We start from the raw sequence: 15872 nt of genomic DNA, 5'->3' as shown, positions 1-15872 counted from the left end.
TACTGGAATACAAGGCTGAATGGTATGGTAGAACTGTACACAAAATAAATACCTTCTACCCTTCAAGCCAATTGTGTTCAGTATGTGGCTACCAAAATGCAGAAGTTAAGGACTTAAATATAAGGAAATGGGTATGTCCTAAATGCCATAGCATACACGATAGAGATGCTAATGCAAGTAAGAATATTCTAAAGCAAGGATTAAAAGAACTAAAAATAGAGGTGGCGTAATCCTGTAATAAATACGGTAGGAACTATCGGAATCAAGCCTGTGGAGATAGTAGATTGCGAGGTCGAAGAAGCAGGAAGCCCCATCCCCTTGTGGGTGGGGTAAGTTCACGATAAAATATTTTACGTAAACAAAAGAAAAAGGAGTATCTTTGTATGAATCTAGTTCAATGGATAGGATATGCGGCGTCAGCATGCATATTAATATCACTTACAATGACCAATATTGTAAAGCTTAGAATTGTAAATACAATAGGTTGTCTTTTGTACGTAGTATATGGTGTCTTATTAGATGCATATCCTGTGGCAATCCCCAATTTTATAATAATATTTATCAATTTGTACAATTTGTATAAGCTAAAGAAAAACAGAACACTGGAAAATGGTGAAAAAAATTAAAGATTTACGGACTAACCCTCTTCTATGGAACAATGGCAGAGGGTTTTTTTACTTTAATAATTCCAAGATTAATGGTAAGATATATATTAGTTATCTTAAAGAGAAAAGGAGAGAAAATATGAGCGTAATATCTAATTTATTTCAGCCGAGAGACATGACTGAAGGGACACCATGGAAGAGGATTGTTGAATTTTCTATCCCTATGTTGCTAGGAAACATTGCCCAGCAATTGTACAACACTGCCGATTCAATTATTGTTGGAAAATACATCGGTGATAATGCCTTAGCTGCTGTAGGCAGTGCAGGACCAATTCTAAATTTACTTATAGTATTATTCGTTGGTATATCCGTTGGAGCTGGTATAATGGTATCACAGTATTTTGGAGCCAAGGAGAGAGACAATTTATCCAATACTGTAGGGGTTTGCATAACTCTTACTGCCATTGCTTCTGTGATCATAATGGTCATTGGGCCAATCAGCACATATCCCATATTAAATTTACTAAATACCCCTAGATCCATTTTAACTTGGTCAGGGCAATATCTCATTATTTATTATTTAGGCATTGCTGGATTTGCTTATTACAATATTTTATCAGGTGTACTTAGGGGACTAGGTGATTCAATTTCATCTTTGCTTTTTTTAATCGTAGCAACCTTAATTAATGTTGGTTTAGATCTTTTGTTTGTAGCAGTTATGGATATGGGTGTAGCTGGAGTGGCATTGGCCACGGTTATTGCCCAGGCTATATCGGCAATACTTTGTATGATAAGGTTAGCACAGATGAAAGGAACCTTTGATTTAAATTTAGAGACTTTAAAACTTAAAAAAACTTTTTGTTTTCAAATCATAAAACTTGGTCTGCCTTCGGGCATTACCCAGGCTATATTTTCCATGGCCATGATAGTTGTCCAATCTCTAACAAATAGTTTTGGCGAGATGGTAATTGCGTGCAATGTAATAGTTATGAGGGTAGATGGATTTGCCATGATGCCTAATTTTACTTTTGGAAATGCTATGACCACATTCACAGGCCAAAATGTAGGGGCTAGGAAGCTTCATAGGGTACATGAAGGAACTAAGCAAGGAACAATAATTGCTGTTAGTACAGCCTGTGTCATCACGGTTGCTATTCTTTTATTTGGAAGAAGTCTAATGAGTATCTTTACAGATACACAGGAATTAGTGGATATGGGAATGAGGATGATGAAGATTCTAGCTGTGGGCTATATTGCCATGGCAATAACCCAATCTTTATCTGGTGTTATGAGAGGAGCAGGGGATACAATGACTCCCATGTGGATTTCTCTTATAGTAACGGTTTTGTTAAGAGTTCCTGTGGCATATGGGATAGCGTATTTTACAAGAAGTGTTGCTTACCCTCATGGAAGGCCTGAATCCACTTTTATATCTTTGCTAGTTTCTTGGAGTATGGGAGCTATTATAACAATTATAGCTTACAAAAAAGGTGCATGGAAAAATAAAGGCATAACTTTTAAAGGGGAATAGTATGAATAAAATAGCTGTTGTAGATGAGTTAGATAATATTATAGCTTATGAAGAAAAAATGTATGTACATGAAAAAGCCATACTCCATAGGGCTTTTTCACTTCTTATTTACAATAAAAGTGGGGAAATGCTTGTACAAAGAAGAAGTTTTTCAAAATACCATTCTCCAGGTCTTTGGACTAATGCATGCTGTAGTCATGAAATAGAAATAGATGATGATATAATGGCGGCGGTAAAAAGAAGAGTTACTGAGGAATTAGGTATTGAGATAGAAAACATTGTGGAAACTGGTGTGATAAGGTATAGATGTGATTTTCAAGATGGACTAAGCGAAAATGAAATTGATCATATATTCACATGTGAGTATAATGGGGATATTCCTTTTAATAAAGAGGAAATTCATGAAATTATGTGGATATCCCTTGAAAAGCTGAAAAAATGGGTGGAAAGCAAGCCTAGTGAATTTACATATTGGTTTAAAGTTATGGTAAAAAATAATATGATATAAATGTACCATGATATAAATATAATGGTAGTGAAGTATAATAAATATAATATATATGATACTATATATTATATAGTAAATTAGAAATGTAGAGAAAGAGGGTAAGAGTATGAAGGTTATACTTGTCAATGGGAGTTCTCATAAAAATGGTTGTACATACACAGCATTAAAGGAAGTTGAGGGGGAATTAAAGAAAGAAGGTATAGAAACTGAAATATTTCAAATAGGTTCAGGAGCTATTAGAGGCTGTATTGGGTGTGGAAAATGTAGAAACAATAATAGACGATGTGTATTCAATGATGATTGCGTAAATGAGTTCATCGAAAAAGCAGAGAAGGCAGATGGATTTGTATTTGGATCCCCTGTTTATTATGCCTCTGCCAATGGAGCACTTATATCCCTTTTAGACAGAGCTTTTTATGCTGGAAAGTGTTTTGCTTTTAAGCCAGGGGCTGCAGTTGTAAGTGCAAGAAGGGCAGGAACTACTGCTACCATAGATCAGATAAATAAGTATTTTACTATTTCGAATATGCCAGTGGTTTCATCTCAATATTGGAATATGGTTCATGGCAACACTGCAGAGCAAGTTATGCAAGACGAAGAAGGTCTTCAAACTATGAGAGTTCTTGGACGAAATATGGCTTGGTTATTAAAGTCTATTGAGGCTGGAAAAAATGCAGGTGTTACATTGCCAGAAAGAGAAACACGAGTAAATACGAATTTTATTCGATAAAATAAGCAAGGGTGGAAACATGGAAGAATTAATGAAAAATATTGACCAGTTACTTGGGTATGATCCTTTTAAATTGGTATTAAGCAATAAATCCAATAAGGATTTTGAATTTAATAAAATAGTATTCAATTTAAAGATAGACAGAGAATCTCGCAAATACTTTCAGATTGAGAAATATACTGACAAACAAGTGTTTCATGAAAACATAGATATAGCACAATTACAGGAAAAGCTTGTGGAGTATTTTTTTAATTCTTATAAGCAACTTGACTTGTGGAGTGAAGAATATACAGCAACTTTAAAAATATCAAAAAAAGGCAAGGTGTTTTTATCTAAGAAAAAAAATCAGAATGTGGTGAAGCATGATTTCAGCCATAACAAAGAAAAGAACTACATTTTGAAGGAAGGCATGCTAATTGAGCCTTTCATTGACCTGGGTATTTTCACAAAAGAGGGGAAAATAGTTAAGTCTAAGTACGATAAGTACAAACAGATTAATAGATTTGTAGAGATAATAGATGATGAAATAAAAAAAGGCGATTATAAGGAACTAACCATACTTGATTTTGGATGTGGAAAGTCCTATTTGACTTTTATACTTTACTATTATTTTGTAGAGATAAAAATAGCATAAAAATCTAGTTATCCGCATAAAAACTGGACTTATCACACTTTATCAAGGTCAAAACCACTCAATTTACTACTAATTTACTACTTATGAATGAGCTTTGATACGACGATTTATCCTTGAAAAGTGAAGATATAAAGATACTTCCAATAAAATTTGAATATTTAATAGGTAGACACTTCAAAAAATGAGGTGTCTATTTTTTTACCCGATTTTGAAAGGAAGTGAACTTATGAAAACAAAAAATCAAGAATCAAAAGGTCGTTCCCCACTCTTTAAGACCATCAAACATTCATTCAGCCAATAAAAAAGAAAGGATAGGTAAAAATATGGAACTTAAATTTGTGATTCCCAACATGGAAAAAACATTCGGCAATTTAGAATTTGCTGGCGAGGATAAAGTCGTTCAGCGAAGAATCAACGGACGGCTAACTGTCTTATCAAGAAGCTATAATCTCTATTCTGATGTTCAAAGAGCAGATGATATTGTGGTGGTGCTTCCTGCTGAAGCTGGCGAAAAACATTTCGGCTTTGAGGAACGTGTGAAGTTAGTCAATCCACGTATTACCGCAGAGGGCTACAAAATCGGCACTCGTGGTTTTACAAATTACCTTTTACATGCTGACGACATGATAAAAGAATAAAGAAAGAGAGGAAAAATGATGAGATTAGCAAATGGCATTGTATTAGATAAAGACACGACTTTTGGAGAATTGAAATTCTCTGCTCTACGTCGTGAAGTGAGAATCCAAAATGAAGACGGGTCGGTTTCAGATGAAATCAAGGAACGTACCTATGACTTAAAATCCAAAGGACAAGGACGCATGATTCAAGTAAGTATTCCTGCCAGCGTGCCTTTGAAAGAGTTTGATTATAACGCACGGGTGGAACTTATCAATCCCATTGCGGACACCGTTGCTACTGCCACCTATCAAGGAGCAGATGTTGACTGGTATATCAAGGCAGACGATATTGTGCTGACAAAGGATTCTAGTTCATTCAAAGCTCAACCACAAGCAAAGAAAGAACCGACACAAGACAAATAGTCGCTAGGTAGAAAGGAGACTTTTTCGCATGAAACAGCGTGGTAAAAGGATTCGCCCATCTGGTAAAGATTTAGTCTTTCATTTTACGATAGCGTCACTCCTGCCTGTTTTCCTGCTGGTTGTCGGACTGTTTCATGTGAAGACAATCCAGCAGATCAACTGGCAGGATTTTAACCTATCACAAGCAGATAAGATTGACATTCCCTATTTAATTATCAGTTTCAGTGTCGCAATTCTTATCTGCTTGCTGGTAGCGTTTGTATTCAAACGGGTTCGCTATGATACGGTTAAACAACTTTACCACCGTCAAAAACTGGCAAAGATGATACTTGAAAACAAGTGGTATGAATCTGAACAGGTCAAAACAGAGGGTTTCTTTAAAGATAGTGCTGGTCGTACAAAGGAAAAGATAACCTACTTCCCTAAAATGTATTATCGACTTAAAAATGGCTTGATACAGATACGGGTGGAAATCACGCTGGGAAAATATCAAGACCAACTCTTACACTTGGAAAAGAAATTAGAGAGTGGCTTGTACTGTGAGCTGACGGATAAAGAGTTAAAGGATTCCTATGTGGAATATACTTTGCTCTATGACACCATAGCCAGTCGTATTTCTATTGATGAAGTAGAAGCTAAAGATGGTAAACTTCGCTTAATGAAAAACGTATGGTGGGAATATGATAAGCTCCCTCATATGTTGATTGCTGGTGGTACAGGTGGCGGTAAAACTTACTTTATACTGACACTGATTGAAGCCTTGCTTCATACAGATTCAAAACTGTATATTCTTGACCCGAAAAATGCTGATCTTGCGGACTTAGGTTCTGTGATGGCAAATGTCTACTATAGAAAAGAAGACTTGCTTTCTTGCATTGAAACATTCTATGAAGAAATGATGAAACGTAGTGAGGAAATGAAGCAGATGAAGAACTATAAGACTGGCAAAAATTATGCTTACTTAGGTCTCCCGGCACACTTCTTAATCTTTGATGAATACGTCGCTTTCATGGAAATGCTGGGAACAAAAGAAAACACCGCAGTTATGAATAAGCTGAAACAGATTGTCATGTTAGGTCGTCAAGCTGGCTTCTTTCTAATACTGGCTTGTCAACGTCCAGACGCAAAATATTTAGGCGACGGAATCCGTGATCAGTTTAATTTCAGAGTGGCTTTAGGTCGTATGTCTGAAATGGGCTATGGCATGATGTTTGGCAGTGACGTACAAAAGGATTTCTTCTTAAAGCGAATCAAAGGTCGTGGCTATGTTGATGTAGGAACAAGTGTCATATCAGAGTTTTATACTCCCCTTGTACCAAAAGGATATGATTTCTTGGAGGAAATTAAAAAGTTATCCAACAGCAGACAGTCCACGCAGGCGACGTGCGAAGCGGAAGTCGCAGGTGTGGACTGATCTTGCTGGCTGGTGTGGCAATAGCCACGCCAGCACTTACCCCCCCGTATCTAACAGGGGGGTACAAATCGACAGGAAACAGTCAAAAAAACATTAGAAAATCCTTTGGTTACAAGGGATTTACAAAATTTCAGCGTATGTCAAATGGGCTTTAAAAGTTGACATACGCCTTTTTGATTGGAGGGATTTTTACTGAATGAACAAACTTGGTTACAGCATTTAAAAGAAAAACGCTTGGCTTATGGACTATCTCAAAACCGTTTAGCTGTTGCGACTGGTATTACAAGGCAGTATCTAAGCGATATTGAAACAGGAAAAGTCAAGCCATCAGAGGATTTACAGCAGTCCCTTTGGGAAGCTCTGGAACGCTTCAATCCCGACGCTCCCCTTGAAATGCTGTTTGATTATGTAAGAATTCGCTTTCCGACAACAGACGTACAGCAGGTGGTCGAAAACATCTTACAACTGAAACTGTCCTATTTTCTTCATGAGGACTATGGTTTCTATTCTTATTCAGAGCATTATGCTTTAGGCGACATATTCGTCCTTTGCTCCCATGAACTGGACAAAGGAGTTCTGGTGGAATTGAAAGGTCGTGGGTGCAGACAATTTGAAAGCTATCTTCTGGCACAACAAAGAAGCTGGTATGAGTTCTTTATGGACGTTTTGGTGGCTGGCGGTGTGATGAAACGCCTTGACCTTGCCATTAACGATAAGACAGGGATTTTAAATATCCCTGTACTCACTGAAAAGTGCCAACAGGAAGAATGTATCTCCGTCTTCCGCAGTTTTAAAAGCTATCGCAGTGGCGAACTGGTACGCAAAGAGGAAAAGGAATGTATGGGAAACACCCTCTATATCGGTTCATTACAAAGTGAAGTTTATTTCTGTATCTATGAAAAGGACTACGAGCAGTACAAGAAAAATGATATTCCCATTGAAGACGCAGAAGTAAAAAACCGTTTTGAGATTCGATTGAAAAATGAGCGTGCCTATTATGCAGTCCGTGATTTACTCGTCTATGACAATCCAGAGCATACCGCCTTTAAAATTATCAATCGGTATATCCGTTTTGTAGATAAAGACGATTCCAAACCTCGTTCTGATTGGAAACTGAATGAAGAATGGGCTTGGTTTATTGGGAACAATCGTGAACGATTAAAACTAACCACAAAACCAGAGCCTTACTCCTTCCAAAGGACGCTGAACTGGCTATCTCATCAAGTTGCCCCGACCTTAAAGGTTGCGATTAAACTTGATGAAATCAACCAGACGCAGGTTGTAAAAGACATTCTCGACCATGCGAAACTGACAGACCGACACAAGCAGATTTTGAAGCAACAGTCAGTAAAAGAACAGGACGTGATAACAACAAAAAAATAACTCAAATACAAATTCATTGAATATAGAGAGGAGAACATTTTTATGAATTTTGGACAAAACCTTTATAACTGGTTTCTATCAAACGCTCAATCACTGGTGCTTTTAGCAATCGTTGTGATTGGCTTGTATCTTGGCTTCAAGCGTGAGTTTAGCAAACTGATTGGCTTTTTAATTATTGCGATTATTGCGGTTGGCTTAGTCTTCAACGCTGCTGGAGTAAAAGACATTTTACTAGAGCTATTCAATCGCATTATTGGTGCTTAAATAAAACCGTTCTTTTGTGGAATATAAGTGGTTTTCTTATGTTCCGCAAAGGAATGGTACACCAAACGAAGTGCGGTAGGGATTTTTGAATCTCTACAAAGAAAGGACGTGAATATATGGACGATATGCAAGTCTATATTGCGAATTTAGGCAAATACAATGAGGGCGAATTGGTCGGTGCGTGGTTTACCTTTCCCATTGACTTTGAGGAAGTCAAAGAGAAAATCGGCTTGAATGATGAATATGAGGAATACGCCATTCATGACTACGAGTTACCCTTTACGGTTGACGAATACACTTCCATTGGCGAACTCAATCGACTATGGGAAATGGTATCGGAATTACCCGAAGAATTACAATCGGAGCTATCTGCTCTGCTCACTCATTTTTCAAGCATTGAAGAACTAAGCGAACATCAAGAGGATATTATCATTCATTCCGATTGTGATGATATGTATGACGTGGCACGCTACTACATTGAAGAAACGGGTGCTTTAGGCGAAGTACCAGCTAGTCTTCAAAACTATATTGATTATCAAGCCTATGGTCGGGATTTAGACCTTTCAGGAACGTTTATCTCAACCAATCATGGGATTTTTGAAATCGTCTATTAAATCTGTCGGTACATTACTACTGGCAGATTTTCTATTTTACGGGGTGGCTCAATCAGCTACCCCTATTTTTTATGAAAGGATTGATTACATGAAGAAAATACGAAGCTATACCAGTATCTGGTCTGTGGAAAAGGTACTGTATTCTATCAATGATTTTAGACTTCCGTTTCCCATAACCTTTACGCAAATGACATGGTTTGTCGTGTCACTCTTTGCAGTGATGATACTTGGCAACTTGCCCCCTCTTTCCATGATAGAGGGAGCATTTCTCAAATACTTTGGGATTCCTGTGGCTTTCACATGGTTTATGTCTACAAAAACTTTTGATGGTAAAAAGCCTTATGGATTTTTGAAGTCTGTCATTGCTTATGCACTGCGACCAAAGCTGACCTATGCAGGAAAAAAAGTAACGCTTGGCAGAAACCAGCCACAAGAAGCCATTACAGCAGTTAGGAGTGAATTTTATGGCATATCCAATTAAATACATTGAAAACAATCTCGTCTGGAATAAAGACGGGGAATGTTATGCTTACTATGAGCTTGTTCCTTACAATTACTCATTTCTAAGTCCAGAACAGAAAATACAAGTGCATGATTCTTTCAGACAGCTTATCGCACAAAATCGTGATGGCAAAATTCATGCTTTACAAATCAGTACAGAATCCAGCATACGTTCTGCACAAGAGCGTTCCAAAAATGAAGTCACTGGCAAGCTCAAAGCGGTTGCCTATGACAAAATCGACCAACAGACAGACGCTTTAATATCCATGATTGGCGAAAATCAAGTGAACTACCGTTTCTTTATCGGCTTTAAGTTGCTTCTCAACGATCAGGAGTTTTCTATGAAAAGTCTTACCGTTGAAGCAAAAAATGCTTTGTCTGATTTTGTCTATGATGTGAACCATAAGCTGATGGGCGATTTTGTTAGTATGAGTAATGATGAAATCCTGCGTTTTCAGAAGATGGAAAAGCTCTTAGAAAATAAAATCTCTCGTCGTTTCAAAATCCGCAGGTTAGATAAGGACGACTTCGGCTATCTGATTGAACACCTTTACGGACAGACAGGCACTGCCTATGAAGAGTATGAGTACCATCTATCAAAGAAAAAGCTGGATAATGAAACGCTGATTAAATACTATGACTTGATTAAGCCTACTCGCTGTTTGGTGGAAGAAAAACAGCGATATTTGAAAATCCAGCAGGAAGATGAAACCGTCTATGTAGCTTACTTTACCATTAACAGCATTGTCGGAGAACTGGACTTCCCGTCCTCTGAAATCTTCTACTACCAGCAACAGCAATTTACATTCCCGATTGATACGTCAATGAATGTGGAAATTGTAGCGAATCGTAAAGCCCTATCTACTGTCCGCAATAAAAAGAAAGAACTGAAAGACTTGGATAACCACGCTTGGCAAAGTGATAATGAAACCAGCTCCAATGTGGCGGAAGCTCTGGAAAGTGTGAATGAGCTGGAAACCAATTTAGACCAAAGCAAGGAATCTATGTACAAGCTGTCTTATGTGGTAAGGGTATCAGCAAATGATCTTGACGAACTCAAACGTCGTTGTAATGAAGTGAAAGATTTTTATGACGATTTAAGCGTAAAACTGGTACGACCATTTGGGGATATGCTCGGCTTACATGAAGAATTTTTACCTGCCAGCAAGCGTTATATGAATGATTATATTCAATACGTGACCTCTGATTTCCTCGCTGGTTTAGGTTTTGGTGCTACTCAAATGCTGGGGGAAAATGAGGGGATTTATGTTGGCTACAGCTTAGATACTGGACGCAATGTCTATCTGAAACCTGCTCTTGCCAGTCAAGGGGTTAAGGGTTCAGTAACCAATGCGTTAGCGTCGGCTTTTGTTGGTTCGCTGGGTGGTGGTAAATCCTTTGCGAATAACCTTATCGTCTATTATGCGGTGCTTTATGGGGCACAAGCAGTGATTGTAGACCCAAAAGCAGAACGTGGCAGATGGAAAGAAACCTTGCCAGAGATTTCCCATGAAATCAATATCGTCACTCTGACTTCTGATGAGAAAAACAAAGGCTTACTTGACCCTTATGTGATTATGAAAAATCCCAAAGATTCTGAATCACTGGCTATTGATATTCTGACATTCCTTACGGGGATTTCCTCTCGTGATGGGGAACGCTTCCCAATCCTTAGAAAAGCCATTCGTGCAGTAACCAATAGTGAAGTACGAGGGTTGATGAAAGTGATTGAGGAATTACGGGTTGAGAATACGCCACTAAGTACCAGTATAGCCGACCATATCGAAAGTTTTACAGACTATGACTTTGCACATTTATTATTCAGTAATGGTTATGTGGAGCAGTCTATCAGCTTAGAAAAACAACTGAACATTATACAGGTTGCGGACTTGGTACTTCCCGACAAGGAAACTTCCTTTGAGGAATATACCACTATGGAGCTTTTATCCGTTGCTATGCTGATTGTCATTAGTACCTTTGCTTTAGACTTTATCCATACAGACCGAAGCATTTTCAAGATTGTAGATTTAGACGAAGCATGGAGCTTTTTACAGGTAGCACAAGGAAAAACACTATCTATGAAGCTGGTTCGGGCTGGTCGTGCTATGAACGCTGGGGTATATTTCGTGACCCAAAATACAGACGACCTCTTAGATGAAAAACTGAAAAATAACCTCGGCTTAAAATTTGCATTTCGTTCCACTGACCTTAACGAGATTAAAAAGACCTTAGCCTTTTTTGGTGTAGACCCAGAGGACGAAAACAATCAGAAGCGATTGCGTGATTTGGAAAACGGGCAATGCCTTATCAGTGATTTATATGGTCGTGTCGGTGTGATACAGTTCCACCCTGTATTTGAAGAACTGCTCCATGCCTTTGATACCAGACCACCTGTGCGAAAAGAGGTGTAAATGTGAAACCATCAATAGTAAACAGAATAAAATCAAACTGGACGCTGAAACGTCTAGGTAAAGTGGCAATGACAGTGGCTTTCACACTTGTGATTGCCATTTTTCTTTTAGCCATGCTGGGAACGGTGGTTCAAGCTGCGGGCTTGGTAGATGATACGGTCAATGTGGCAAATGAATACAGCCGATACCCACTTGAAAACTATCAACTGGATTTTTATGTGGATAATAGCTGGGGCTGGCTTCCGTGGAACTGGTCGGACGGGATTGGAAAACAGGTCATGTATGGACTATATGCCATTACCAATTTTATTTGGACAATCAGTTTGTATGTTTCCAATGCGACAGGTTACTTAGTACAGGAAGCCTATTCCTTAGACTTCATTTCCGCTACAGCAGATTCCATTGGTAAGAATATGCAGACCTTAGCTGGTGTGAGTGCAAACGGATTTTCAACAGAGGGTTTCTATGTTGGATTCCTCTTACTCTTGATTTTGGTTCTTGGGGTTTATGTTGCCTATACGGGACTGATAAAGAGAGAAACCACAAAGGCAATTCATGCCATTATGAATTTTGTGCTGGTGTTTATCCTATCGGCTTCCTTTATTGCCTACGCTCCCGACTACATTAAAAAAATCAATGACTTTTCATCAGACATCAGTAATGCCAGTTTATCACTTGGCACGAAGATTGTCATGCCCCATTCCGATAGTCAAGGCAAGGACAGCGTGGACTTAATCAGAGATAGCCTGTTTTCCATACAGGTTCAGCAACCGTGGCTACTGCTTCAATACAACAGTTCAGACATTGAAAGTATCGGTATTGACCGTGTGGAAAGCCTGCTCTCCACCAGCCCAGATTCCAACAATGGCGAAGACAGAGAAAAAATTGTTGCGGAAGAAATTGAAGACAGAAGCAATACCAATCTAACCATTACAAAGACCATTAACCGTTTAGGTACAGTCTTCTTCCTATTTGTCTTCAATATTGGGATTTCCATATTTGTATTCCTATTAACAGGAATCATGATTTTCTCGCAGGTACTTTTTATCATCTATGCTATGTTTCTGCCTGTGAGCTTTATTTTAAGCATGATTCCATCATTTGATGGTATGTCAAAACGAGCCATAACAAAGCTCTTTAATACCATTTTGACACGAGCTGGAATCACATTGATTATTACGACAGCATTTAGTATTTCAACCATGCTCTATACCTTATCGGCTGGTTATCCGTTCTTTTTGATTGCTTTTCTACAGATTGTGACCTTTGCAGGAATCTACTTCAAGCTGGGCGATTTAATGAGTATGTTTTCTCTACAGAGTAACGATTCTCAAAGTGTGGGAAGTCGTGTGATGAGAAAACCTCGTATGCTTATGCACGCTCACATGCACCGTCTACAGCGGAAACTTGGACGTTCCATGACTACTCTAGGGGCTGGGTCTGCCATTGTTACAGGTAAAAAAGGACAGTCGGGTTCGGGGAGTTCTGCAAGGACACAAGCAGATCACTCCCGACCAGACGGAAAGGAAAAATCAACACTTGGAAAACGTATCGGTCAAACCATCGGTACAGTAGCTGATACCAAAGACAGAATGGTAGACACTGCTAGTGGTTTGAAAGAACAGGTTAAAGATTTGCCGACCAATGCAAGATATGCAGTATATCAAGGAAAATCCAAAGTAAAAGAGAATGTCCGTGATTTAACCAGTAGTATTTCTCAAACCAAAGCGGACAGAGCCAGTGGACGCAAGGAACAGCAGGAACAAAGGCGAAAAACCATTGCGAAGCGTCGCTCTGAAATGGAACAGGTCAAACAGAAAAAACAGCCTGCTTCTTCTGTTCATGAAAGACCGACTACAAGACAAGAACAATATCATGATGAACAGACCTCAAAACAGTCTAATATTCAGACTTCATATAAGGAATCTCAACAAGCCAAACAAGAGCGTCCAGCAGTTAAGTCCGATTTTTCAAGTCCAAAAGTGGAACGCCAAGGCAATACCGTTCAAGAAAAAACCGTTCAAAAGCCAGCAACTTCAACCACTACAGCAGATAGAACTTCACAACGTCCAATCACAAAAGAACGTCCGTCTACTGTTCAAAGAGTACCACTACAAAATACAAGAAGTAGACCACCAATCAAAACCGCCACCATTAAGAAAGTCGGTAAGAAACCATGAAGTTGAAAACTTTAGTGATTGGTGGTTCTGGATTATTCTTGATGGTCTTCTCACTGCTTCTGTTTGTTGCCATTTTATTTTCAGATGAACAGGACAGCGGAATTTCCAATATTCATTATGGAGGTGTGAATGTTTCCGCAGAAGTGCTGGCTCATAAGCCTATGGTAGAAAAATATGCCAAAGAATATGGCGTTGAAGAATATGTCAACATACTTCTTGCGATTATACAGGTGGAATCGGGCGGTACTGCGGAAGATGTTATGCAGTCCTCGGAATCCCTCGGTCTTCCACCTAATTCATTGAGTACAGAAGAATCCATTAAGCAAGGTGTGAAGTATTTCAGTGAATTATTAGCCAGTAGCGAAAGGCTCAGTGTAGATTTAGAATCGGTTATCCAGTCCTACAATTATGGTGGTGGTTTCTTAGGGTATGTGGCTAATCGTGGAAATAAATATACCTTTGAACTGGCTCAAAGTTTCTCAAAAGAGTATTCAGGTGGCGAAAAAGTGTCTTACCCCAATCCCATAGCCATACCTATCAATGGGGGCTGGCGATACAACTATGGCAATATGTTTTATGTGCAACTGGTAACGCAGTATCTTGTCACAACAGAGTTTGATGATGATACGGTACAAGCCATCATGGACGAAGCACTGAAATATGAGGGCTGGCGATACGTTTACGGTGGAGCTTCCCCGACTACTTCTTTTGATTGTAGCGGACTGACACAATGGACGTATGGAAAAGCTGGAATTAACTTACCACGAACCGCACAACAGCAATATGATGTGACCCAGCATATCCCACTATCGGAAGCACAAGCTGGCGATTTGGTTTTCTTTCATTCTACCTATAACGCTGGCTCTTATATTACTCATGTTGGGATATACCTTGGCAATAACCGTATGTTTCATGCAGGCGACCCAATCGGTTATGCCGACTTAACAAGCCCCTACTGGCAACAGCATTTAGTGGGAGCAGGACGAATCAAACAATGAGAAAGGAAGATTTAATGATGAAATTTAGAAAAAATCAGAATAAAGAAAAACAGATACCAAAGGAAAAGAAACCTCGTGTCTATAAGGTCAATCCTCATAAAAAGGTTGTGATTGCCTTGTGGGTACTTTTAGGGCTTAGTTTCAGCTTTGCGATATTCAAGCACTTTACAGCTATAGATACTCATACTATTCACGAAACAACTATCATAGAAAAGGAATACGTTGATACTCATCATGTAGAAAATTTTGTAGAGAACTTTGCGAAAGTCTACTATTCATGGGAGCAATCCGATAAGTCCATTGATAATCGAATGGAAAGTCTAAAAGGCTATCTGACAGATGAACTTCAAGCTCTCAATGTTGATACAGTACGCAAAGATATTCCTGTATCGTCTTCTGTAAGAGGATTTCAGATATGGACGGTAGAGCCAACTGGCGACAATGAGTTTAATGTAACCTACAGTGTAGACCAGCTCATTACAGAGGGAGAAAATACAAAGACCGTCCACTCTGCTTATATTGTGAGTGTCTATGTAGATGGTTCTGGAAATATGGTACTGGTTAAGAATCCGACCATTACCAACATACCTAAGAAATCAAGTTATAAACCAAAAGCCATTGAAAGTGAGGGGACGGTTGATTCCATTACAACCAATGAAATCAATGAGTTTTTAACGACGTTCTTCAAGCTCTATCCTACAGCGACAGCCAGTGAACTTTCCTACTATGTGAATGACGGGATATTAAAACCAATCGGAAAAGAGTACATCTTTCAAGAACTGGTAAATCCTATTCACAATCGTAAGGATAATCAAGTCACGGTATCGCTGACAGTGGAGTATATCGACCAGCAGACCAAAGCAACGCAGGTATCTCAATTTGATTTGGTACTTGAAAAGAACGGGAGTAATTGGAAGATTATAGAATAACAAATATTGGTACATTATTACAGCTATTTTGTAATCACGTACTCTCTTTGATAAAAAATTGGAGATTCCTTTACAAATATGCTCTTACGTGCTATTATTTAAGTATCTATTTAAAAGGAGTTAATAAATA

At 38.7% G+C, this 15872-nt stretch carries 16 protein-coding genes and 1 pseudogene; all 17 read left to right on the top strand.

Annotation, left to right across the window (positions count from 1 at the left end; all coding sequences use genetic code 11):
* Window positions 1–230, top strand: a 230-nt coding sequence (locus BUA73_RS08220) for a zinc ribbon domain-containing protein (RefSeq protein ID WP_143146990.1), incomplete at its 5' end; no start/stop codon positions are given.
* A 153-nt stretch (window positions 231–383) separates the two neighbouring features.
* Window positions 384–626 carry a YgjV family protein gene (locus BUA73_RS08215; protein WP_072903635.1) on the top strand — a complete coding sequence of 81 codons (243 nt, stop codon included), beginning with the start codon at window positions 384–386 and terminating at the stop codon, window positions 624–626.
* Window positions 627–744: 118 nt separating this feature from the next.
* Complete coding sequence (locus BUA73_RS08210) at window positions 745–2136, top strand: MATE family efflux transporter (protein ID WP_072903632.1); 1392 nt, start codon at window positions 745–747, stop codon at window positions 2134–2136.
* 1 nt (window position 2137) lies between these two features.
* Complete coding sequence (idi, locus tag BUA73_RS08205) at window positions 2138–2644, top strand: isopentenyl-diphosphate Delta-isomerase (RefSeq protein ID WP_072903631.1); 507 nt, start codon at window positions 2138–2140, stop codon at window positions 2642–2644.
* Between the two features lie 106 nt (window positions 2645–2750).
* Entirely contained in the window at window positions 2751–3374 is a 624-nt protein-coding gene (locus BUA73_RS08200) for a flavodoxin family protein (protein ID WP_072903629.1), read from the top strand.
* Window positions 3375–3393: 19 nt separating this feature from the next.
* Window positions 3394–3999, top strand: a pseudogene (locus tag BUA73_RS08195) (methyltransferase); the annotation flags it as partial.
* 332 nt (window positions 4000–4331) lie between these two features.
* A complete protein-coding gene (locus BUA73_RS08190) occupies window positions 4332–4646 on the top strand; it encodes a YdcP family protein (RefSeq protein WP_000420682.1) in 315 nt (104 codons plus the stop codon).
* A gap of 18 nt (window positions 4647–4664) precedes the next feature.
* The gene (locus BUA73_RS08185; RefSeq protein WP_001234286.1) at window positions 4665–5048 is read left to right on the top strand and encodes a YdcP family protein; all 384 of its coding nucleotides are present in this window, start codon (window positions 4665–4667) and stop codon (window positions 5046–5048) included.
* A gap of 28 nt (window positions 5049–5076) precedes the next feature.
* Complete coding sequence (locus BUA73_RS08180; RefSeq protein WP_000813488.1) at window positions 5077–6462, top strand: FtsK/SpoIIIE domain-containing protein; 1386 nt, start codon at window positions 5077–5079, stop codon at window positions 6460–6462.
* A gap of 192 nt (window positions 6463–6654) precedes the next feature.
* Window positions 6655–7845, top strand: a complete 1191-nt coding sequence (gene mobT, locus BUA73_RS08170; RefSeq protein ID WP_191619837.1) for a MobT family relaxase — start codon at window positions 6655–6657, stop codon at window positions 7843–7845.
* Between the two features lie 42 nt (window positions 7846–7887).
* Window positions 7888–8109, top strand: a complete 222-nt coding sequence (locus tag BUA73_RS08165; protein WP_001009056.1) for a hypothetical protein — start codon at window positions 7888–7890, stop codon at window positions 8107–8109.
* A 116-nt stretch (window positions 8110–8225) separates the two neighbouring features.
* On the top strand, window positions 8226–8723 hold the full coding sequence (locus tag BUA73_RS08160; RefSeq protein ID WP_000342539.1) for an antirestriction protein ArdA: 498 nt from the start codon (window positions 8226–8228) through the stop codon (window positions 8721–8723).
* Between the two features lie 88 nt (window positions 8724–8811).
* Complete coding sequence (locus BUA73_RS08155; RefSeq protein WP_000723888.1) at window positions 8812–9204, top strand: conjugal transfer protein; 393 nt, start codon at window positions 8812–8814, stop codon at window positions 9202–9204.
* Entirely contained in the window at window positions 9188–11635 is a 2448-nt protein-coding gene (gene tcpF, locus BUA73_RS08150; protein ID WP_000331160.1) for a conjugal transfer ATPase TcpF, read from the top strand. The genes BUA73_RS08155 and tcpF overlap by 17 nt, the downstream gene beginning before the upstream one ends.
* A gap of 14 nt (window positions 11636–11649) precedes the next feature.
* Entirely contained in the window at window positions 11650–13815 is a 2166-nt protein-coding gene (locus BUA73_RS08145; protein WP_430516984.1) for a CD3337/EF1877 family mobilome membrane protein, read from the top strand.
* Window positions 13812–14813, top strand: a complete 1002-nt coding sequence (locus tag BUA73_RS08140; RefSeq protein WP_000769868.1) for a bifunctional lytic transglycosylase/C40 family peptidase — start codon at window positions 13812–13814, stop codon at window positions 14811–14813. The genes BUA73_RS08145 and BUA73_RS08140 overlap by 4 nt, the downstream gene beginning before the upstream one ends.
* Window positions 14810–15742 (top strand): conjugal transfer protein, encoded by a 933-nt coding sequence (locus BUA73_RS08135; RefSeq protein ID WP_001224318.1) that lies wholly within the window; start codon window positions 14810–14812, stop codon window positions 15740–15742. Before BUA73_RS08140 ends, BUA73_RS08135 begins: the two co-directional genes overlap by 4 nt.
* The last annotated feature ends 130 nt before the right edge of the window (window positions 15743–15872 follow it).

Origin of the sequence: Hathewaya proteolytica DSM 3090, from assembly GCF_900142225.1 — a bacterium.
Taxonomy (GTDB): domain Bacteria; phylum Bacillota; class Clostridia; order Clostridiales; family Clostridiaceae; genus Hathewaya; species Hathewaya proteolytica.
Note: the sequence above shows the minus strand (reverse complement) of the source record. Positions and strands in the feature narration are given on the sequence as shown.

What these genes read in the sequence shown, in the direction of transcription:
- BUA73_RS08215 (WP_072903635.1), top strand. Translation starts at nt 384, where the DNA reads ATGAATCTAGTTCAATGGATAGGATATGCGGCGTCAGCATGCATATTA.
- BUA73_RS08210 (WP_072903632.1), top strand. Translation starts at nt 745, where the DNA reads ATGAGCGTAATATCTAATTTATTTCAGCCGAGAGACATGACTGAAGGG.
- idi (WP_072903631.1), top strand. Translation starts at nt 2,138, where the DNA reads ATGAATAAAATAGCTGTTGTAGATGAGTTAGATAATATTATAGCTTAT.
- BUA73_RS08200 (WP_072903629.1), top strand. Translation starts at nt 2,751, where the DNA reads ATGAAGGTTATACTTGTCAATGGGAGTTCTCATAAAAATGGTTGTACA.
- BUA73_RS08190 (WP_000420682.1), top strand. Translation starts at nt 4,332, where the DNA reads ATGGAACTTAAATTTGTGATTCCCAACATGGAAAAAACATTCGGCAAT.
- BUA73_RS08185 (WP_001234286.1), top strand. Translation starts at nt 4,665, where the DNA reads ATGAGATTAGCAAATGGCATTGTATTAGATAAAGACACGACTTTTGGA.
- BUA73_RS08180 (WP_000813488.1), top strand. Translation starts at nt 5,077, where the DNA reads ATGAAACAGCGTGGTAAAAGGATTCGCCCATCTGGTAAAGATTTAGTC.
- BUA73_RS08165 (WP_001009056.1), top strand. Translation starts at nt 7,888, where the DNA reads ATGAATTTTGGACAAAACCTTTATAACTGGTTTCTATCAAACGCTCAA.
- BUA73_RS08160 (WP_000342539.1), top strand. Translation starts at nt 8,226, where the DNA reads ATGGACGATATGCAAGTCTATATTGCGAATTTAGGCAAATACAATGAG.
- BUA73_RS08155 (WP_000723888.1), top strand. Translation starts at nt 8,812, where the DNA reads ATGAAGAAAATACGAAGCTATACCAGTATCTGGTCTGTGGAAAAGGTA.
- tcpF (WP_000331160.1), top strand. Translation starts at nt 9,188, where the DNA reads ATGGCATATCCAATTAAATACATTGAAAACAATCTCGTCTGGAATAAA.
- BUA73_RS08140 (WP_000769868.1), top strand. Translation starts at nt 13,812, where the DNA reads ATGAAGTTGAAAACTTTAGTGATTGGTGGTTCTGGATTATTCTTGATG.
- BUA73_RS08135 (WP_001224318.1), top strand. Translation starts at nt 14,810, where the DNA reads ATGAGAAAGGAAGATTTAATGATGAAATTTAGAAAAAATCAGAATAAA.